This window comes from Hungatella sp. SB206 (assembly GCF_051132295.1).
Taxonomy (GTDB): Bacteria; Bacillota; Clostridia; order Lachnospirales; family Lachnospiraceae; genus Hungatella; species Hungatella effluvii.
Genome location: NZ_CP096603.1, coordinates 4,143,796 through 4,162,485, shown reverse-complemented (window position 1 = coordinate 4,162,485; position 18,690 = coordinate 4,143,796). Strand labels below are relative to the sequence as shown.

At 40.1% G+C, this 18,690-nt stretch carries 19 protein-coding genes and 1 pseudogene; 18 read left to right on the top strand and 2 right to left on the bottom strand.

What is annotated here, in order from left to right; genetic code table 11:
* The first annotated feature begins 2 nt into the window (after positions 1–2).
* The 16 genes and pseudogenes from M1L66_RS18315 (at position 3) to M1L66_RS18240 (ending at position 13,965) form a co-directional block, all read left to right on the top strand.
* A complete protein-coding gene (locus tag M1L66_RS18315; protein WP_434687511.1) occupies positions 3–1,055 on the top strand; it encodes a glycosyltransferase family 2 protein in 1,053 nt (350 codons plus the stop codon).
* A gap of 28 nt (positions 1,056–1,083) precedes the next feature.
* Complete coding sequence (locus tag M1L66_RS18310) at positions 1,084–2,277, top strand: O-antigen ligase family protein (protein WP_187019502.1); 1,194 nt, start codon at positions 1,084–1,086, stop codon at positions 2,275–2,277.
* Positions 2,274–3,425, top strand: coding sequence for a polysaccharide pyruvyl transferase family protein (locus M1L66_RS18305; protein ID WP_434687508.1), 1,152 nt, complete (start codon positions 2,274–2,276; stop codon positions 3,423–3,425). Before M1L66_RS18310 ends, M1L66_RS18305 begins: the two co-directional genes overlap by 4 nt.
* Before the next feature lie 32 nt (positions 3,426–3,457).
* Positions 3,458–4,231, top strand: a complete 774-nt coding sequence (locus M1L66_RS18300; RefSeq protein WP_434687506.1) for a Coenzyme F420 hydrogenase/dehydrogenase, beta subunit C-terminal domain — start codon at positions 3,458–3,460, stop codon at positions 4,229–4,231.
* Positions 4,180–4,386 (top strand): annotated as a pseudogene (locus M1L66_RS18295) (hypothetical protein); the annotation flags it as partial. The gene M1L66_RS18300 and the pseudogene M1L66_RS18295, both read left to right, overlap by 52 nt.
* A gap of 39 nt (positions 4,387–4,425) precedes the next feature.
* Entirely contained in the window at positions 4,426–4,641 is a 216-nt protein-coding gene (locus tag M1L66_RS18290) for a hypothetical protein (RefSeq protein ID WP_434687504.1), read from the top strand.
* Between the two features lie 17 nt (positions 4,642–4,658).
* Positions 4,659–6,083 carry a lipopolysaccharide biosynthesis protein gene (locus M1L66_RS18285; protein ID WP_434687502.1) on the top strand — a complete coding sequence of 475 codons (1,425 nt, stop codon included), beginning with the start codon at positions 4,659–4,661 and terminating at the stop codon, positions 6,081–6,083.
* A gap of 65 nt (positions 6,084–6,148) precedes the next feature.
* Positions 6,149–7,489: an MmgE/PrpD family protein gene (locus tag M1L66_RS18280; RefSeq protein WP_187019510.1), complete on the top strand. Its 1,341-nt coding sequence runs from the start codon at positions 6,149–6,151 to the stop codon at positions 7,487–7,489.
* An 11-nt stretch (positions 7,490–7,500) separates the two neighbouring features.
* Positions 7,501–8,460: an aldo/keto reductase family protein gene (locus tag M1L66_RS18275; protein WP_434687500.1), complete on the top strand. Its 960-nt coding sequence runs from the start codon at positions 7,501–7,503 to the stop codon at positions 8,458–8,460.
* Between the two features lie 14 nt (positions 8,461–8,474).
* The gene (gene aepY, locus M1L66_RS18270) at positions 8,475–9,599 is read left to right on the top strand and encodes a phosphonopyruvate decarboxylase (RefSeq protein ID WP_434687498.1); all 1,125 of its coding nucleotides are present in this window, start codon (positions 8,475–8,477) and stop codon (positions 9,597–9,599) included.
* 36 nt (positions 9,600–9,635) lie between these two features.
* Positions 9,636–10,538, top strand: coding sequence for a hypothetical protein (locus M1L66_RS18265; protein WP_002603778.1), 903 nt, complete (start codon positions 9,636–9,638; stop codon positions 10,536–10,538).
* Positions 10,539–10,585: 47 nt separating this feature from the next.
* On the top strand, positions 10,586–11,734 hold the full coding sequence (locus tag M1L66_RS18260; protein WP_002603779.1) for an HpcH/HpaI aldolase/citrate lyase family protein: 1,149 nt from the start codon (positions 10,586–10,588) through the stop codon (positions 11,732–11,734).
* Between the two features lie 48 nt (positions 11,735–11,782).
* Positions 11,783–12,292: a fumarate hydratase C-terminal domain-containing protein gene (locus M1L66_RS18255; RefSeq protein WP_434687495.1), complete on the top strand. Its 510-nt coding sequence runs from the start codon at positions 11,783–11,785 to the stop codon at positions 12,290–12,292.
* Positions 12,285–13,199 (top strand): fumarate hydratase, encoded by a 915-nt coding sequence (locus tag M1L66_RS18250; RefSeq protein WP_434687493.1) that lies wholly within the window; start codon positions 12,285–12,287, stop codon positions 13,197–13,199. The genes M1L66_RS18255 and M1L66_RS18250 overlap by 8 nt, the downstream gene beginning before the upstream one ends.
* Before the next feature lie 116 nt (positions 13,200–13,315).
* Positions 13,316–13,756 (top strand): DUF3796 domain-containing protein, encoded by a 441-nt coding sequence (locus M1L66_RS18245; RefSeq protein ID WP_373264572.1) that lies wholly within the window; start codon positions 13,316–13,318, stop codon positions 13,754–13,756.
* A 2-nt stretch (positions 13,757–13,758) separates the two neighbouring features.
* Positions 13,759–13,965, top strand: coding sequence for a helix-turn-helix transcriptional regulator (locus M1L66_RS18240; RefSeq protein WP_187019524.1), 207 nt, complete (start codon positions 13,759–13,761; stop codon positions 13,963–13,965).
* 498 nt (positions 13,966–14,463) lie between these two features.
* On the opposite strand, the gene M1L66_RS18235 is transcribed toward M1L66_RS18240, so the two are convergent.
* Positions 14,464–15,297: a YihY/virulence factor BrkB family protein gene (locus M1L66_RS18235; protein WP_187019526.1), complete on the bottom strand. Its 834-nt coding sequence runs from the start codon at positions 15,295–15,297 to the stop codon at positions 14,464–14,466.
* Between the two features lie 215 nt (positions 15,298–15,512).
* Between M1L66_RS18235 and M1L66_RS18230 the strand changes: the two genes are divergently transcribed.
* Both M1L66_RS18230 and M1L66_RS18225 read left to right on the top strand, forming a co-directional pair.
* Positions 15,513–16,412 (top strand): radical SAM protein, encoded by a 900-nt coding sequence (locus tag M1L66_RS18230; protein ID WP_434694278.1) that lies wholly within the window; start codon positions 15,513–15,515, stop codon positions 16,410–16,412.
* Between the two features lie 28 nt (positions 16,413–16,440).
* On the top strand, positions 16,441–17,700 hold the full coding sequence (locus tag M1L66_RS18225) for an MFS transporter (protein WP_187019528.1): 1,260 nt from the start codon (positions 16,441–16,443) through the stop codon (positions 17,698–17,700).
* Here M1L66_RS18225 and M1L66_RS18220 read toward each other — a convergent pair.
* A complete protein-coding gene (locus M1L66_RS18220) occupies positions 17,651–18,577 on the bottom strand; it encodes a LysR family transcriptional regulator (protein ID WP_187019530.1) in 927 nt (308 codons plus the stop codon). The genes M1L66_RS18225 and M1L66_RS18220 overlap by 50 nt on opposite strands.
* Between the last annotated feature and the right edge of the window lie 113 nt (positions 18,578–18,690).

Genomic DNA, 18,690 nt, shown 5'->3' with positions numbered 1-18,690 from the left:
AGATGAGAGTGGCATTTATTGTTCCTTTTTATAAGGTTAAAAAGGAATATATGAAACAATCTATTACGAGTATTATTAATCAGACATATAAAGATTTAGAAATAATATTAGTGGATGACGGCTCTCCTGACGAATGTGGAGCAATATGCGATAAATATGCATCAATGGACGAGCGTATTAAGGTAATACATAAAAAAAATGGCGGATTATCTGATGCAAGAAACGCAGGAATAGATATAGTAACAGCAGAATGGATTACATTTGTTGATGGTGATGATTGGGTAGACGAAAATTTTATAGAACAATTTATACTGTATATTTCTGAAAGGCATGATCTCGCAGATATCTATTATTTTTCCGGCTATAGAAATTTTCCTGATAAAGAAGTCAAAGGCGTTCCTTATTTTGAAACAGGTCGAACATTTAGTACATATGAGGAACGAGAATTTTTACAAAGTATGTGTTTAACAAATCATGTTTCTAAAGATGGAAATAGAAAAGGCATTACAATTAGTTCAGCATGGGCCAAAATATACAAAACTGATTTTATTCAGCAATATAAACTTAAATTTCCTATTGTTCCATATGATGAGGACAGTTTATTTTATGTTGAATCAATAGAAGTTGCAAAAAAAATAGAATATATTGCAATCCCTGTATATCACTATAGATACACGTTAGGAAGTATAGTAAATCGCTATAGGCCAAATGCAAATATGGAGCAAGAAATTTATTTAGAGTATCTATTTTCCTTTGCAAAGAGATGTGAAAAAAAGGAAGACTTTATTAAAAAAATATATATGAGAGTTATGACTTCAATGATATTACTGATAAAACTCAAATATTTTAACAAAAATAATAAAGACTCTTTTCTGAAAAAGAGAGGGGAATGTAATAAACTTTTTTGTACGTCGCCATATAAAGATGCTTTAAATAATATAACAATTAATCAGTTGGGACGAAATGCAAAAATAAAATATTTTTTATTAAAGTTTAAATTTTATTATTTGCTTGAAATATTGAGAAGAAAAAATTCGGAAAATAGCATAAGGTAGTTTATTTTCTATTTGGGAGATTATCTGTATGAATTCCTCTATGAAGTCAAAGGTTCTATACATAAATATACGTAGTACACCTTTCATATTGGCATATGTAGTATTTTTGGTTAATTATATTATAAATGGCTATGAATTTGGTGCCACGGTAGAAAGTGTAAGATTAACTTCTGTAATACTCCTCCTTTTTGCTTGTGTTCAAAAAAGGAGAAGAGATAGTTTTTTATATATAAATGGCTTTCTGCTTATTTGTGTTGCCATTATATCAACACTGTTTTCAGATGTGGTAAATCCAGGTGAATCAAGAATCTTTAATCTTATATTTTGTATGATTTTATTTATTGTTCTATCAGATACTGCCATAGAGGCAAATAGTTTCGAAAAAATACTATACTTTTATACCAATTTCGCTTTTATTTTAGCGGCTATTGTATTGATTGGATATGTAGTTGGTTTTGGAGTTGATTCATATGGAAGAGCATCGATTTATTATGGATCATTCTATAAAGATCAAAACTATCTTTCTGCCTATTTAATGCCGGCTTTTACAATTAAAGTGTATCGTTTTCTTATTGGTAAGAAAAAAGCTTTTTCAGACCTGTTGTATCCTATAACAATAATATTAGCTGTTCTACTAATGGGATCTCGAGGTGCATTTGTAACAGCATTATTAATAGTATGTCTGATAATATTGAAATTGATTTTGTTTGATAGTAATTCTACACATAAGTTTTTTTGGATTATGCTTGTGTTTGTAGCTGCCATTGTTGTATATGCTGTTTTATCAAAGACACCTCTTTTTCAAAGAATGACTGGATTTAGAGAATATGGTTCAGATGTCAGAATAAGGTTATGGACTGCAGGTTTAAATGGCTTTTGGAGACATAAATTTATTGGAAGCGGAGTAGGCGCCGCTTCACAATTTGCATGGCAGATGATTGGGAATGCAGTACATAATAGTTTTATCGAGTTATTATCTGACAATGGATTAATAGGAGTAATATTGGTATTCTGGTCATTTTCTCGGGTATTTTGTGCACGAACGAATCACAAGATTTTAATAGTAGCCTTTTTTACTGGATTATTTATGCCGCTGTTTTTTTTGACAGGATATTCAAATATGACATTTTGGATGCCGATGTTTTTTCTCCAGAACTTTATAAGCTATCTTGAACAGAAAACGATAATGATAGAAGACAATGAGATGAGGGCAGATAAATGAGAATTGGAACCATCACGGTACAAAATGGAAACAATTATGGCGCATCATTGCAGGCCTTTGCTTTAATAAAATATTTGAGAAAAAATGGATGGGATGCTTATTTAATTGATTATAGAAATCAGAAAATCGAAGATAGGCTGACAGAACAATCGTTTATTACCAGTTGGAGGGGGAAGAATCAAATAAAGAAAAATATTCGGATTATTTTATCGAATGCAATATGGAAAACGGATAGATTTGTTAAGGAAAAAAACAAAGCTTTTTCTGAATTTCATAAATCTATATTTGATCAGTCTGGCGGTACATTATATGATGTGTCGGAGTTGAAAAAACTTAATAGCTTATATGATGCTTTTATTTGCGGAAGCGATCAGATTTGGAATAAAGATATCACGGGACTGGATGATGCATTTTTTTTGTCCTTTGCCAATTCCGATAAAAAAAGAATTGCTTATGCTCCAAGTTTAGGAAAAGAAAGTGGAGCTATTGTTGAGGAAGATTATGATATATATCGTCATAAGCTAAGGAGTATTGATTTTCTATCTATTAGAGAGCCAAATAATAAAAAATTTATCGAAACTGTTACACATAGGGAATGCTGTGTTGTATTGGATCCTGTATTATTATTGGATAAACAGGAATGGGAAGAAGAAATTCAAAATGTTTCGCCAATAATTCAAAAAGGGTACGCATTATATTACCCCGTAATTAATCAGCCGGAACTTGAAAAGTATGCAATTCAAAAAGCTAGAGAAAAGGGGATAAAATTGATCAATCCTAGATTAGTCCCTTCATATGCAAAGATGAAAGGCTATACAGCTATTTCTAGTAAACCAGTTGGACCAATTGAATTCGTAAAATTAATAAAAGAATCTGAATGCATATTTACAAATTCTTTCCATGCTACTGTTTTTTCATCAATTTTTAATAAAGAGTTATATGTAATTAAACTGAAAGGAAAAAACAAAAACAGAAACAATAGAATAATCGAGTATCTAAAAATGATAGGTATTCGTCAGTCTCTGATTGACACGAGTGATCTTATTCATATAAAAGATTTTGAATCAACTATGCAATGGGAAAATGTAACTGAGCGGAAAAAAGAGTCAGTCGAATACTTGAAAAAATCATTGGATTACAATTCATAATAACTTGATTATGATACCGGAAGGAAGGGGCTATGCCTGAGATTATTTCAATTATAGATAACAAACAATGTTATGGATGTGAGGCCTGCTATAATACATGTCAATTTAATGCAATTACAATGAAGAAAGTAGAAGATGGGTTTAGATATCCTGTGGTAGACAAAGACAAGTGTATTGAATGTGGAGGTTGTTCAAAAAACTGTCCTGCTATACCTGGTAATATGAGTGTAATAAAAGATAATAAATATAAACAGAGAGTCTATTCAGTGAGATTAAAGGATACAGGCGTAAGAAAAATTAGTTCTTCGGGCGGTGCGTTTACCGCAATATCGGACAAAGTATTAGAGCAACATGGTTGTGTTGTTGGTGTTGTATGGAATAATGATTTCTCTGTAAAACACATAATTGCTACAGAATTATATCAAAGAGATATGATGAGACAATCAAAATACATTCAAAGTGAGATTGGTAGTTGCTATAAATTAATTAAAGAAAAAATAAAAAATGAACAATTAGTTCTATTTACCGGTACACCATGTCAAAATGCGGGACTCAAGCTATATTTAGGTAATATGGATTTATCGAAGCTTATATTGTGTGATGTATTGTGCGGTGGCAATGTAAGTCCAGTATTTTTTAAAGATTATTTAAAATATATAGAAAAAAAACAAAAAGATAAAGTGACAGATATATGTTTTAGAACAAAAATAATAGGCTGGAAACAACATCATATTCTTATTAATTTAAAAAAACTATATATCAGGGAGCTAGGCGCGATAATGAACCATTCTTTTACTTATATTTAAAAAAATATATTATTAGAAAATCTTGCTTTTCTTGCAGCTTTGCATCGATAGATCGAATTACCGATATTACATTAGGCGATTTTTGGGGAATAGATCAAGTAGAACCAGAAATAGATGATGATCTGGGAATTTCTTTTGTATCAGTGAATACACAGAAAGGCCAAGACTTCATTAGCTCAGTGACAGATAAAATAATGATGGAAGAGAGAGAAATAAATTTAGCTATTCCTCGGCAAATAAACTTAAGAAAGGCAGCAGAGAAGCCAGAAAAATATGAGCTTTTCTGGGAGGAATATAAAAAATTTGGCTCAGAATATATTTTGAAAAAATACACAACATTCGGCATGAAAAATAAAATTAGATGTTTGATGAAAAAATTCTTTGAAAAATATTTGAATCATAAAGAATAGAGGGAGGTTCTGGAAAAATGCAGAGAGAAAAAGCACTTGCAAAAAATACTGCTGTTTTAATGTTTGGAAAAATATGTACTCAATGTATTAGTTTTCTGCTTCTTCCTTTATACACAAGTGTTTTAGATACTGCTGAATATGGTACTTTTGATATAATGATTACCTACTCAATGTTAGTTCTCCCAATAGTTAATCTACAGTTTGATCAGGGCCTTTTTAGGTTTATGTTAGAACATCGAGGAAAAAATAACAAAATAACAAATATTTTTTCTTCGATATTTTTGTCTTGTATTATACAAACTGCAGCATACAATATGCTCTTAATAATTTTAAATTTTATTCATCCGGTAGAAAATATCCAGTTCTTAATGATTTATGTTTCACTTCAGGTTTTTGTATCTATTATGCTTCAATTTTCACGTGGGCTAGGAAAAAGTACTTGTTATGCCATTGCAAGTTTTATTTCAGCAGTTTCGACCGTTGTATTTAATGTCATTGCGCTTGTTTTTTTGAACAAAGGAGTATATGGATTATTTGCAGCATCTATTTTAGGGCAAGTTGTTACAATTATTTATCTCTCTTTCAACAATAAGATATGGAAGTATGTGAGCATTCATGAGTTTAAATTCTCAACAATAAAAGAAGTAAGCCAGTATTCACTGCCACTCATACCGAATAATTTGGCATGGTGGGTGGTTAATGTATCGGATAGATTGGTAATTAAATACTTTTTGGGAATAGCGTCAAATGGAATATTTACTGTGTCCAGTAAATTTCCAAATGTTTTTATAAATTTTTATAATATTGTAAATTTATCCTGGACAGAAAGCGTTTCGCTGCATTTTACTGATGAGGATAGAGATGTCTTTCTCAGTGAGATGATGACAGTCTTTTTTAAACTGTTTTCTACATGTTGTTTTCTAATAATATCTTTAATGCCATTTGTATTTCCGGTTCTGGTTAACTGGAAGTACAAGGAATCTTATAACCAAATTTACATTCTAATGATGGCGATGCTCTTTAGAGTTATGGTAGGGCTCTATAGTTGTGTATATATTGCTGAAAAGAAATCAAAAAAAGTTGCAACAACATCAATAACAGCAGCTGTTATAAATCTAACATTAGATATTTTGCTTATGAAAAAGATAGGGTTATATGCTGCATCGGTGTCTAGCTTAATTGCTTTTATGAGTATGTTTGTAATTCGATATTTTGATATTAATAGATCCATTCGAATGAAAATAGAATCAAAGACGTTATTCCTTGCGCTTACTTTAGGTGTTCTTTTAGGTATTATATATTACTCTGAAAACATAGTTATTCAATTTATTGGATTTATAATAGTTTGTATATATTCAATTTTGACGAATAAGGATTTGATAAAAATTATATTGGAATACATAGTAAAGTTTTTCCGACAAATTAAAAGAAAAAGCAATTGACCTGTTCACTTATTGGACTAAATATTAATTAACATTATTTTGTTTTTTGAAGAATTGGAGGGTATATGAATAAATCAATCGAGTTTTTTAATGCTATTGATTGTGTTTATAACCAGCAAATTGCTGAAAATGTGATAGAACGAGCGAGACAATCATTACTTGATTATCTTGCTGTAACCTGTGCGGGTGCAAAGTTTCAGGATTATAAAATAAAAGAATATTTTAAATTTGCAGAACCAGAGAACGGAAATTATAAAGCAATAGGAACAGGTAAAAACATAGCTTTTAAAGAAGCAGTTTTTCTCAATGGATTGAATGGTCATGCCCTTGATTTTGATGACGGGACTAATTCAGGAATAATTCATTTAGGCAGTCCTGTTTTTTCGTTATTAATACCATTGGCAGAGAAACATAAAATAAGTATTGGCGACATGCTGAAAGCTGCAATTATAGGATATGAAACCTCTTACACTATGGCTGTTTCGATTCAGCCAGGGCATAAAGCTAAGGGATACCATGCGACTGGAACGTGCGGAACCTTAGGTGCTGCGATTGCCGCTTCTTATATGCTGGGGTTTAACAAAGAGGAGCGTTTTCATGCCTTTGCATCTGCAGCTGTTGCAGCCTCTGGTATGTTGAAGGTACTGGATGATGGCTCTGAACTGAAGCCCTATAATGTTGCGAAAACTGCGCTCCTTGCGCTTACGAGTATCCAAATAGCGAAAGCAGGATTTAAAGGACATGTTGATCCACTAGGAGGCCGCGGTTTTTTTAAGATGATGACAGACCGGGATGATATTGAATTGAAACCAGTACTTTTAAATGGGACATATGCCATTATGAAAAGCTACACAAAACCATATGCGTCGTGCCGTTATACTCATCCGGCAGTAGAAGCTGCAATTCATCTGCGGACTCAGTACGGGTTGATAGCTAGTGATATTAAACAGATTGATATCAAAACATATAACCTTGCGGTAGATGGCCATGATCACATAGAAATACCAGGCTCGTACAGTGCAAAAATGAGTATTCCGTATGCTGTGGCGGCTGGGGTGATTTATGGAAGAGCCGGACTCCAGGAATTCAGTGAGGAAATGGTGAAAAACAAAGAGATTCTTGAATTAACAAGGAAAGTCCATGTGATATCAGATGAGCAATTAAGCAAAGAATTTCCTGAGATTCAGCCTGCGATCGTTAGCATTATGACAAAATCCGGAATGGTTTCAGAACGAGTAGATTTTCCAAAGGGAGAGCCGGAAAATCCATTAACAAATGAAGAGTTTAAAAACCGTTATGACATGCTAATGCAATATGCTGGTGTATATACTGATGCCAGTGATTCTATATTTGATACAGTACACCGTGAATCAGCATTAGTTCATGATATTATGAAGTATTTATAGAGAGGTCTGTTATGAAAAATGTAAATATTGTGCTTGGAACCATGACTTTTGGGGAATCGGTGTTTGCTCCAGAGGTTGAGGGATTTATAAACACATTTTTTGACTTGGGCTACGACGAATTCGATACAGCTTTTGTATATAACGAGGGTAATTGTGAACGATTACTTGGTGATGTTCTGCCTAAATTGGATAAAAAATTTCGAATTGCTTCAAAAGTAAACCCCAGAATAAGTGGAAAACTGGATGGAGAAGCTGCATATAAGCAGGTAAATGAATCACTGGAAAGACTGGGCTTAGACTGTGTGGATATAGAATATCTGCATTTCCCAGATCCTGCAACTCCAGTGGAATCTGTGCTGGAAGCAATGTCAATTCTTAATGACCAGGGAAGATTTAAGGAACTTGGTTTAAGTAATTTCCCGGCATGGATGGTAGCTGATGTGTGGAATAAATGTGATAAATATGGCTGGGTAAAGCCTACTGTTTTTCAGGGAGTCTATAATCCTCTTACCAGAAAGGCTGAGATTGAACTCAATGCATGCCTTAACCATTATGGAATGCGTTTTTATGCCTATAATCCTATGGCAGGCGGTCTGTTAACCGGAAGATACGGTCAGTTTGAAGAAGAACCAACTGATGGACGATTTACACATAGACCCAATTATCAGGGACGTTATTGGAAAAAGAATTTTTTTGAAGCTGTCAATGTAATTAAATCTGCATCAGAGAGAGATGGTATCACAACTATTGAAGCTACCTACCGTTGGCTTGCATATCACTCTATGTTGGATGGAGAACGAGGGGATGCGATTCTGATCGGAGCTTCAAAGTTGGAACATATGAAGCAGAATATATCCAGCATAAAAGAAGGACCCTTACCAGCAGATATTGTTGATGCGTTTGAAACGGCATGGGAAATCAGCAGGGTAGACAGTCCGGAATATTTTACCCTTTATAAAGGTAAAAAATAGGGAGGTTAAGAGAAATGTTAGATCAGGAAAGAATATTTGAAAAATTAGGTAACTGTGGTGTGACGTTTTTTACAGGGGTACCGGATTCCTATTTAAATGGCTTTTGCAACTACGCATTAAAACACTTCCCAGAAAAGAATATTATTGCGGCTAATGAAGGAAATGCAATTGGTATTGCAGCAGGTCATTATTTTGCAACAAAGGAACTTCCTCTGGTATACATGCAGAACAGTGGAATGGGTAATATGATCAATCCACTGGTATCTTTGGTTGATGAGCATGTCTATAGTGTTCCTATGTTACTTCTGATTGGCTGGCGCGGCCAGCCTGGAATGGGAGACTGGCCACAGCACGAATTGCAAGGAGAGATTACAATCCCTCTTTTGGATGCCATGCACATCAACTACTCTATTCTTACAGATGATATCGGTCAATATGAGAGGATTACAGACGAAGCTGTTAATTATTGTATCAAATATAGAAAGCCGTATGCACTGATTGCCCCAAAAGGGGTTATGGCAGAAGAAAAGCTGAATAATAAAGATGACTTATATCCTATGAGCCGTGAAGAAGCAATTGAGATTATTCTTAACCACATGCCTTCCAATGCAATCTTTTCTGCAACAACTGGTCGGGCTACTAGGGAGTTATTTTTTCTGCGTGAAAGAAGAAATGAAAGCAAGGAAAACGATTTCCTGAATGTCGGTTCTATGGGGCATGCTTCTTCTGTAGCATTAGGAATAGCATTGGAAAAACCGGAGAGAAAGGTAGTGGTATTGGATGGCGACTCTGCTGCTATGATGCATATGGGGGCCATGACTATGGTTAGTAAGCTGCATGTGCCGAATTATTTACATATTATTTTGAACAATGGCGCACATGAATCGGTAGGAGGCCAGCCATCTGCTGGTTATAAAATTGACTTTACAAAGATCGCGGAGGCCTGCGGATATGAAACGGTGCATCATCCTGTGACGGGAAAAGAGGAACTGATCGCTGCACTCGCTGCGTTGAAAGACTGTGGTAAAGCTTCTTTTATTGATGTGCGTATTCATAAAGGGCTGAGTGGAAAACTGCCTCCGCTGGATTTTTCCCATAGAGAAGCCATTGATGCCATGATAGAAGAATTGAATAGATAATGTGTGAGTTATCTTGAGTGAAAGGATGGATAGACGATGAACAGTATGGACAAAACGAGAGAATTTCTAAAAACAATCGGTCTGCCAGGAGGGGACGCTTATGACCTTCCTGAATCAAAAAAACGATTTAAAGACAATGGGCAGTATCGATTTGAGGTTCCGGGAATTCAGGGACCGAAAGTGATGAGGGCACTTCTGGAGGCAATGGATTCTTATGGACTTTATCTTCACAGAGTAACACAAACACAGGGAATTATGCGCCTTACGGATGAAGAAATCGAGAGGATGGTAGAGCTTGCACATAAATGGGAGACAGATCTGATCCTTGCCATAGGGCCAAGAGCAACGACAGATACATCTGCTTCGGTCCATACCGAAGAAGGAGTCCGTATGGGGTACCGTCTTCGAGGGCAGGAGCAGATCGTAAGAGCAGTAGAAGATGTAAAACGGGCTGCTGGAATCGGTTGCCGGGGATTCCTCGTTTACGATGAAGGCTGCCTGTGGGTGCTGGATCAGATGAGAAAGGCAGGGGAGATCCCCGCGGACTGTCATTTTAAGGTATCGGCTCATGCCGGCCATGGTAACCCGGCATCGGCAAAGGTGTTGGAGAGCATTGGTGCTGATTCCATCAATCCAGTTCGTGATATACAGCTCCAAATGTTGGCGGCAATGCGTCAGGCAGTGGACTGTCCGATTGACATTCATACTGAAAATCCGAAGTCCACGGGTGGGTTTATCCGTCACTATGAGGTGCCGGATATGATACGGATCGCAGCACCGCTCTATTTAAAAACAGGAGGCTCTGTTGCGGCTACACACAGCTGGGACAGCACGGAGGATGACGCTAGAAAGAGGGCAAAGCAGTGCGTGCTTGTGAAACGAATGATTGACGAGTATTATCCGGAGGCTGTGTGGTCACCGAAAGGGAGCTTAATATAGAATAGTAAAGCAATGATAAAGTACATAGTAGGGAAGGATAAAAAAAGATGAGACACCATCTATATAACAAAGATTTCAAGTTTTTGGTAGAACCGGAGGAATTCAATAAATATACCGATAGGGAGCTGCTGCAGTATTGTCTTGGCGCTACGATGTATATGCCTGGTATCAAGGATTTTGCACCGAAGATACTTGGAGGTGCTATGCCTGGACTTACGACCATTGTTTTGTGCTTTGAGGATGCTTGTCCGGAAGATCGGGTGGAGGAAGCAGAGCAGAATGTATACCGGCTTTTGGATACGGTGACGGATGCTGTGGATAAGGGGAATCTGGCGCCGGAAGCGGTTCCGCTTATTTTTGTGCGCATACGTAATCTCACACAATTTAAACATTTTGGTCAGGGCTTGACCAAAAAACAAGCGCGATCGCTGTGCGGCATTAATTTCCCTAAGTTTAATGCAGAAAATGGGTACGAATATTTTGCTTATTTGCAGGATTTAAACGACCGCCTTGAGGAGATTTTGTATGGCATGCCAATCATTGAGGACTCGGAAGTAGCCTACAAGGAAACACGTATATCGGAATTGGTAGGTATCAAGAAGATTCTTGACAAATATCGTGAACTGGTCTTACAGGTACGTGTTGGCGGTACAGATTTCTCCTCAGTATTTGGCGTGCGCAGGGGTGTCGATTATTCCATTTACGACATCATGACCGTCCGCGAATGCCTGACAGATATTATCAATGTCTGTGGACGGGATAACGATTATGTGATTTCCGGACCTGTATGGGAGTATTTCCGTGCGCCGAAGGAATTAATGTTTGAAGAACTTCCGAAACATGGGCTGGAAGATTATCTGATGAAGCGGCTGCCAATTGTGAACAATGAGATAGATGGTCTGCTTCGCGAAGTGATTCTGGACAAAGCCAACGGCTTTGTAGGACGTACCGTGATTCATCCGACACATGTCAAATTTGTCAATGCGCTGATGGCAGTTACGAAGGAAGAGTATGATGATGCGTGTATGATCCTTGGCCATAGTGAAGGCGGTGTGGTAAAAGGCAGTGGTGCGAATAAAATGAACGAGATCAAGCCGCATACGAATTGGGCGGTGAAGATTTATAATCGCGCGCGTGCTTTTGGCGTGATTGAAAACGAAGGCGCATATGTGAGACTTTTTGCAGTCAATGACTAAAGGGCCTGGGCAGGGAACCAACACAGTGGAAAAGGATTGGAGGACACTATGGCGATTGAGATAAACACACCGATTTCTGAAGTGGCGGCAGTAAGTCTGCAGGTTGGTGATACCGTGCTGATTACAGGATATATTCTTTGTGGACGGGATGCTGTGCTGCCGAAGGTGGTTAGGCTGATTGAAGAAAGCAAGTCTAATACACTCGGGTATGAGTTAAAAGGAAGTGTTATTTTTCATACAGCAGTGAGCCCGGCGGGAGTAGGTCCTACATCGAGTAATAAACTGGAAATCGAGAGCAGTATAGAGCCACTGTCAAAGGCTGGTGTGAAGCTGCATCTTGGAAAGGGCCAGATTCATAAAGAAACGATAAAGGCCTTGAATATAAACAATGCGGTGTATGCGGTAATCCCCCCAGTGACGGCGCTGTTAGGGGATAAGACGACAGAACAGACATTGATTGCTTTTCCGGAATTGGGGATGGAGGCCTTGTATCGGCTTAAGGTGAATCGGTATCCTGCTATTATTGCAGCAGCGCATGGGAGGAGTATCTATGAGTGAATTTAGTTATGAAAAGACAGTTTCTCTTGTCCGGAACACGCTGGTAGAGGCAGGGTCAACGTTTCGAGAGGATAAGAAAGAAGCTTATCGAAAAGCGATAGCTAATGAAACCAATGAGAAGGCAAAGTGGGTTCTTGAGACTATATTGGAGAATGCCAATGCAGCAGAAAGGAATCATAGCCCTCTTTGCGACGATACTGGAATCCCGCATATGGTACTTGAAGTAGGTCCAGATGCGGCAGTAAGTGGACGGATGCTGGATGCTATCAAGGAAGGTATAGCAGAAGGACTACAACAACTGCCAGGACGTCCTATGGCGATTATGGGAGATGACAGTCAGAGGATTGACCAATCTGGTGGTTTAAATCCAGAAAGTGCAGGTGTGGAGCCGGCTCCGATACTTATCAGGCGATGTAGAGATAATGTCGTAAGGCTTCATATACTGATGTTTGGTGGTGGTCCTGCGATCAGAGGAAAAACGTATCGTGTATTTCATAAGCACAGCACAGATGTGGTGCTGAATGAAATCGTAAAGTGGGCGATTGAGGGAGTCTCTCAATTGGGCTGTTCTCCATGTACTCTTGCAGTTGGCATTGGCAGAAGCCATTTTGAAGCAACATCCATGATGCTTCAGGCGCAGGTGGATGGAAAATTCGATGTTCAGTCGGAAATGGAGCAGGAGATTACCAGAAGGGTGAATGAGGCTGAAATCGGTCCGCTTGGACTCCATGGAAAGACCAGTGTAATCGCTACATTTATGAAGGTTGGTCCTCAGAGAGCCAGTGGTGTAAGGATTATCTGTGTCCGTCCGGCTTGTTGTTTTGAACCAAGAATCGCCACCGTAGATTTGTTGATGATGATGGCGGAAGGGCTGGATTCGAAGGGAATAGTAAAGGACAGATTATAAATGAAGAATCTAAATGATAGTAAGCAGAATTCAAAAGCAAGGGATTGACAAGCAGCACAGAAAAGTGATATATTTATCCTATAAAGAGATAAATATATCACTATAAGGAGGCTGTCATGAATAATAAATACTCCGCAGGTCAAAAACCTACATTTACCAGAAAAATCAGTCCGAAGATGGGGCTGTTAGGTTTTTTGGGGTTGTCGGGATTTCTGGGTTTTCTGCCCCAGTTTTTTCGTGAAGACGGTATTTTGCCTGTGCCGTTTCCGCTGATATTTTTCTGCTTTTTTGGATTTTTCGGTTTTTACTATGAGGGGAAGATGTCCGGTACGATGATTGATGAGCGTTATTTAGCTAATGAGAACAGAGCCAGTGCCATGGCTAACAAAGTGGCTCTTACTCTGATTATCGCTGTGGCGCTTCTCTCTATGTCGGCATTTCGGATCAATAATCCATATGTGATGCTAAAACTTTTAATTGCTGTTATCGGTTTTGCATTTGGCTTATCACTGTTTCTTCAGCAGTACCTGCTGTACCGCTTTGAAAATGGAGAGTAGCCATGGGGGAATTTACGTGCAATCTTAAAAAGTACAGACAACTGAAGGAGATGACCCAGGAACAACTGGCTGAAAAAGTCGGTGTAAGACGGGAAACTATCATGCGACTGGAAGCGGGCAGATACAATCCATCGCTGAAGCTGGCGATCGATATTTCGAGAGAGGTGGAAACACCAATCGAAGTTTTGTTTATTTTTGAGGAAACATAGCCATAAATACAGCAGAACTGTGATGGTATGGCAGAAGATTCCTTGTGGATTATTAAGATTGTTACACTATAAAGCTTTTTCAGTCGTGTTGTAATGGTTTCATAAATCCGGGATTAACATACACTATAACAAAAATGCGTCATAGTTACTACCAAACAATAAAATCATGAAAACCTGTCAAACGGGTATTCATGATTTTGCGCATTAAGCGTTCAACCGGCTAAAGTCATAATAAGAGCAGGCTGTACATCAGCCTGCCCACATGTAAAGGGAACCATTTTCACTATCCTTGATCTGGGAAAATGTTGCTTCAATCCCTCATCTTCAAGTCATCTTCCCCAAAGTAGAGTTCCATATTATGAGTTCCTCACGGGCCTTTTTCTTCCGGTATCAGGCGGATTCCAGCCGTAAGGAAATTCTGCAGCAAAGCAAAACATTAACTCCATAATCCTGAAACACTTCGCATTCCGATCTCTTGCAGGCCACCTGGCTTGACCATTATCCCGCCTTTTTCTGCTCCTTCCAGTCCCCAGAATAAAAATAATTAATTTCCGCCCCAAGAAACAGTATACAGATACACACATACAGCCACAGCATCAACAACACAATAGCCGTAAGGCTCCCGTACATAACAGAGAAATTGCTGAAATTGTTAAAATAAATAGAAAACGCAAACGAAAACGCAATCCACCCCAGTGTCGAAAAAATGGCGCCGGGCAGCTGCTTTTTAAAATGCTGCTTCTTTTCCGGCACATACGTATAGAGGAAAGTGAAGCAGATCGTCAGGATCAGAAGGAGCACGGTCCGAAAGCTGATAACGTAATGGGTGATCTCTGCAATGACCGGAAAATGGTGTTCGACGAATCCCTGAATGGAGCTCCCAAGAACCAGAAGTACCAGTGTCAGTATACAGATAAGCATAAACACAATCGTATAACCGGCGCAGATCATCCTCGTCACCACGTAATTTCTCTTCTTCTGTTTCCCGAATACCCGGTTCAGTCCGCGCTCGATGCTCAGCATGCCGCGGGAGGCCGACCAGATGGCGGCGATTGCCGTTACGGATAAAACGGTAGCGGGAGAGTTGGTATAGATATTTTCGACGACGCCGAAGACCAGGCTCTTTAGGTTGGCCGGTACCAGACTTGTAATTACCTGCAGCAGGTTGGACTTTGTTATCGTTGGTATCAACTGGATCATAGCCATCAGCAGCATGATGAACGGAAATGCCGCGATGATGGTAAAAAAAGACGCCTGAGCCGCGTAAACAGTCATTTCATCCTTGCTGAATTTGTCGTAGATCTGTTTGCCTCGCAGTATTAATCCAATCATGATATCCCCTTTTTGTTAATGATATAACTAAAATATTACCATGACCGCAAAAAAATATCAAGCGAGACACCGGAATTTCAAATCAGGTTATCGGCGAAAGCATTTTAGAAGTCCTGATTATTTTGAAAAACAAACTATTTTTCGAAAATAAGTTGCCCTACCGTACTGCATTTGATAGAATGGTACTAATGGAATCAATCAGAAAGGGAGCGCGTATGGAATATATACCGGCGAAAACCATCGTGACGAAGACGAAGAGCTCCGAATGGTTCGGCATCGATTATAATATGAATATTTATAAAGGCTGCTGCCATGGCTGTATCTACTGCGACAGCCGGTCTTCCTGCTATCGGATCGAACGGTTTGACACGGTGCGGGCCAAGGAAGATGCCCTTCGGATTGTCCGGGATGATCTGCGGCGGAAGGTAAAGACCGGAGTGGTAGGCACCGGAGCCATGAGTGATCCCTATAATCCATTTGAAAAGGAGCTGGAGCTGACCAGACATGCGCTGGAGCTGGTGGACGCCTTCGGCTTCGGAGCAGGGATTGCCACGAAAAGCACTCTTTTAAAAAGGGATGCGGATATTTTAGAGAGCATAAAAGAGCATTCGCCTGTAATCTTAAAAGTGACGGTGACAACTGCGGATGATGAGCTGGCGGAGAAGATCGAACCCGGCGTGCCGTCCTCGACCAAGAGGTTTGAACTGATCGATTACTTAAGCTCCAGAGGGCTGTTTACCGGTATTCTGCTGATGCCGGTCCTTCCATTTCTGGAAGACAGTCCGGAAAATATTACGGCTGTCGTGAGAAAGGCCCATGAGGCGGGAGCTTCTTTTATTTATGCGGCTTTTGGTGTGACGCTCCGTGATAATCAGAGGGAGTGGTACTATGATAAGCTGGGTCAGCTGTTTCCGGAGCGGGATCTGGCGGCGGAATACAGAAAACGGTACGGAGAACGCTACGAATGCCGGAGTCCGGCGGCAAAGCGGCTCTGGGCCATATTTGCGGCAGAGTGTGAGAAATACGGAATTCTGTACCGTATGAAGGACATTATTCACGGGTATAAGAAGAATTACGAAAACAGCCAGATGAGTCTGTTTGATTTTCTGCAGTGAAAACAGAGAAAGTGAGAGGAAACCTTACATGGGACAGGAGAAAAAAGAAAAGCTTACAAAAATGGAGATAAACTGGATTCTGTACGATGTAGGAAATTCCGCATTCGTGCTGCTTGCGACGACAATTTTGCCCATTTACTTTAATTATCTGGCGGGACTGGAGGGCGTCTCCGAGGTGGATTATCTGGCCTATTGGGGATATGCAGCCTCGATTGCTACGCTGCTGGTGGCTTTTATCGGCCCGGTCTGCGGCGCCATTGCCGATACGAAGGGGTATAAGAAACCGATATTTATGATCTGTATGATGGTGGGCGTTCTGGGATGTGCCGCACTTGCCATACCAAAATCCTGGATTGTATTTTTGGTGGTATTTGTGATTGCAAAGGTGGGCTACTCTGCGAGTCTGGTGTTCTACGATTCCATGCTTCCGGATATCACGACGCCGGAACGTCTGGACGCGGTGTCCTCCCATGGGTTTGCATGGGGGTATATCGGAAGCTGTGTTCCGTTTGTGTTCAGCCTTGTGTTTGTACTGTTCTATGAAAAGATCGGCATCACTATGGTGACTGCCATGGTGATTGCGCTCATCATTAACGCCCTGTGGTGGTTCGTGGTTACGGTGCCTCTGCTCCGCCACTACAAACAGGTTCACTATACGGGCAACGCGGAGTCGGGACGCGGAGTGGTGAAGGAGAGCCTGCGCCGCCTGGGGCATACGCTTCTTGATTTGAAGAATCATAAGAAGATCTTTGTTTTCATGATTGCATACTTCTTCTATATTGACGGGGTCTATACCATTATCGAGATGGCTACGGCTTATGGAAGCTCTTTGGGGCTCAATTCCCAGGGACTTTTGCTGGCGCTTCTTTTAACTCAGATCGTAGCGTTCCCATTTGCGCTGTTGTTCGGCAAAGCGGCGAAGAAGTACAGGACGGAAAAACTCATTCGCCTGTGTATTCTTGCATACCTTTGTATTGCGCTTTATGCGATTCAGCTGGATAAGCAGTATGAGTTCTGGGTGCTGGCCGTTTGCGTCGGCATGTTCCAGGGAGCGATCCAGGCGCTGTCACGGTCGTATTTTGCCAGAATCATTCCGCCTGAGAAATCGGGAGAATTTTTCGGTATTTTTGATATCTGCGGAAAGGGCGCTTCTTTCATGGGAACGGCTCTGATGGGATTATTCGCTCAGATTACGGGAAAGAGCAACGGCGGTGTTGCGATTCTGGCCGTGATGTTTCTCATCGGATTTTTCGTGTTTGGGAAGGCTGTGAAGCTGAATGAGGCTTAGAATGTGTTTCAAAATAAGTTACAAATTCTTTGGCTATGTTTGAAACATAGCCATTTTTTTTGTATATGGCAGTCATGCGGGTGACCGTTTCCGGAGAATCAATGATCCGGACTGTCAGGCCTTCGACCGTTCTCATGCTGCTGATGGATTCCGGCACCAGGGCCACGCCTAAGCCGGCGCCAGCCCATTGGAGACACGTCCTGGCGTCGTCATTGCGGCAGAAGATATTAGGCGCTGCGCCGATATTCTGAAACGCCATGGATATGATGGCGTCAAAGCGCCGATAATAGATGAGAGGCTTTCCTGCCAGGTCTGTAAGACGGATTGTGCCGCCTGGGATCGCGTCAAACCAGGAGGAAACTCCGACTGCCGTAAGCGGTTCTTCTGATCCGAAGACACAGTGAAAACCATCGGTATTAAACGGTGTTCGAACCACAGCGCATTCGATAATACCGTTTTTCAGCTTTTCCAGAAGCTCGTAAGTATTCCCCTCGGAGATTTCAAAACGAACATTGGGATGAAGCCGGCAGAAGTCCGGCAGGATGCTGTCCGCCAGAAAGCTGCCGGAGGAGGAGATCGTTCCCAGCTTTAAGATTCCCTTTGATGAGGAGGGAAAATTCTGGAGCTCATCAGCGGCCGTATCCATCATGGACAGGATATCCTTAGCCCGGGCATAGAGATAGGAACCAGCCTCGGTAAGCTCGGCCTTCCTTGCCCCGCGGGTCAGAAGACGGACGCCTAAGTCCTCCTCCAGCATCATGATCTGCTTGCTGAGCGGCGGCTGAGACAGCCCCAGCTTTTTTGCTGCCGCCGTAAAACTGCCTGTTTCCGCAATCACTGTAAAATAATAGAGCTGCCTTGAATTCATCTGTCCCATGGAATACACCTCTTTAATAATTATTTTTCTGCAATAGATACTTGTAATATTATACCAGAATGCTATAATATTACAATGAATTATTCTAAAAACATATGAGTCCGGAGGAAGGA

Bases quoted from the DNA above. Each gene is read 5' to 3' on its own strand.
- M1L66_RS18315 (WP_434687511.1), top strand. From the start codon at position 3: ATGAGAGTGGCATTTATTGTTCCTTTTTATAAGGTTAAAAAGGAATAT.
- M1L66_RS18310 (WP_187019502.1), top strand. From the start codon at position 1,084: ATGAATTCCTCTATGAAGTCAAAGGTTCTATACATAAATATACGTAGT.
- M1L66_RS18305 (WP_434687508.1), top strand. From the start codon at position 2,274: ATGAGAATTGGAACCATCACGGTACAAAATGGAAACAATTATGGCGCA.
- M1L66_RS18300 (WP_434687506.1), top strand. From the start codon at position 3,458: ATGCCTGAGATTATTTCAATTATAGATAACAAACAATGTTATGGATGT.
- M1L66_RS18290 (WP_434687504.1), top strand. From the start codon at position 4,426: ATGATGGAAGAGAGAGAAATAAATTTAGCTATTCCTCGGCAAATAAAC.
- M1L66_RS18285 (WP_434687502.1), top strand. From the start codon at position 4,659: ATGCAGAGAGAAAAAGCACTTGCAAAAAATACTGCTGTTTTAATGTTT.
- M1L66_RS18280 (WP_187019510.1), top strand. From the start codon at position 6,149: ATGAATAAATCAATCGAGTTTTTTAATGCTATTGATTGTGTTTATAAC.
- M1L66_RS18275 (WP_434687500.1), top strand. From the start codon at position 7,501: ATGAAAAATGTAAATATTGTGCTTGGAACCATGACTTTTGGGGAATCG.
- aepY (WP_434687498.1), top strand. From the start codon at position 8,475: ATGTTAGATCAGGAAAGAATATTTGAAAAATTAGGTAACTGTGGTGTG.
- M1L66_RS18265 (WP_002603778.1), top strand. From the start codon at position 9,636: ATGAACAGTATGGACAAAACGAGAGAATTTCTAAAAACAATCGGTCTG.
- M1L66_RS18260 (WP_002603779.1), top strand. From the start codon at position 10,586: ATGAGACACCATCTATATAACAAAGATTTCAAGTTTTTGGTAGAACCG.
- M1L66_RS18255 (WP_434687495.1), top strand. From the start codon at position 11,783: ATGGCGATTGAGATAAACACACCGATTTCTGAAGTGGCGGCAGTAAGT.
- M1L66_RS18250 (WP_434687493.1), top strand. From the start codon at position 12,285: ATGAGTGAATTTAGTTATGAAAAGACAGTTTCTCTTGTCCGGAACACG.
- M1L66_RS18245 (WP_373264572.1), top strand. From the start codon at position 13,316: ATGAATAATAAATACTCCGCAGGTCAAAAACCTACATTTACCAGAAAA.
- M1L66_RS18240 (WP_187019524.1), top strand. From the start codon at position 13,759: ATGGGGGAATTTACGTGCAATCTTAAAAAGTACAGACAACTGAAGGAG.
- M1L66_RS18235 (WP_187019526.1), bottom strand. From the start codon at position 15,297: ATGATTGGATTAATACTGCGAGGCAAACAGATCTACGACAAATTCAGC.
- M1L66_RS18230 (WP_434694278.1), top strand. From the start codon at position 15,513: ATGGAATATATACCGGCGAAAACCATCGTGACGAAGACGAAGAGCTCC.
- M1L66_RS18225 (WP_187019528.1), top strand. From the start codon at position 16,441: ATGGGACAGGAGAAAAAAGAAAAGCTTACAAAAATGGAGATAAACTGG.
- M1L66_RS18220 (WP_187019530.1), bottom strand. From the start codon at position 18,577: ATGGGACAGATGAATTCAAGGCAGCTCTATTATTTTACAGTGATTGCG.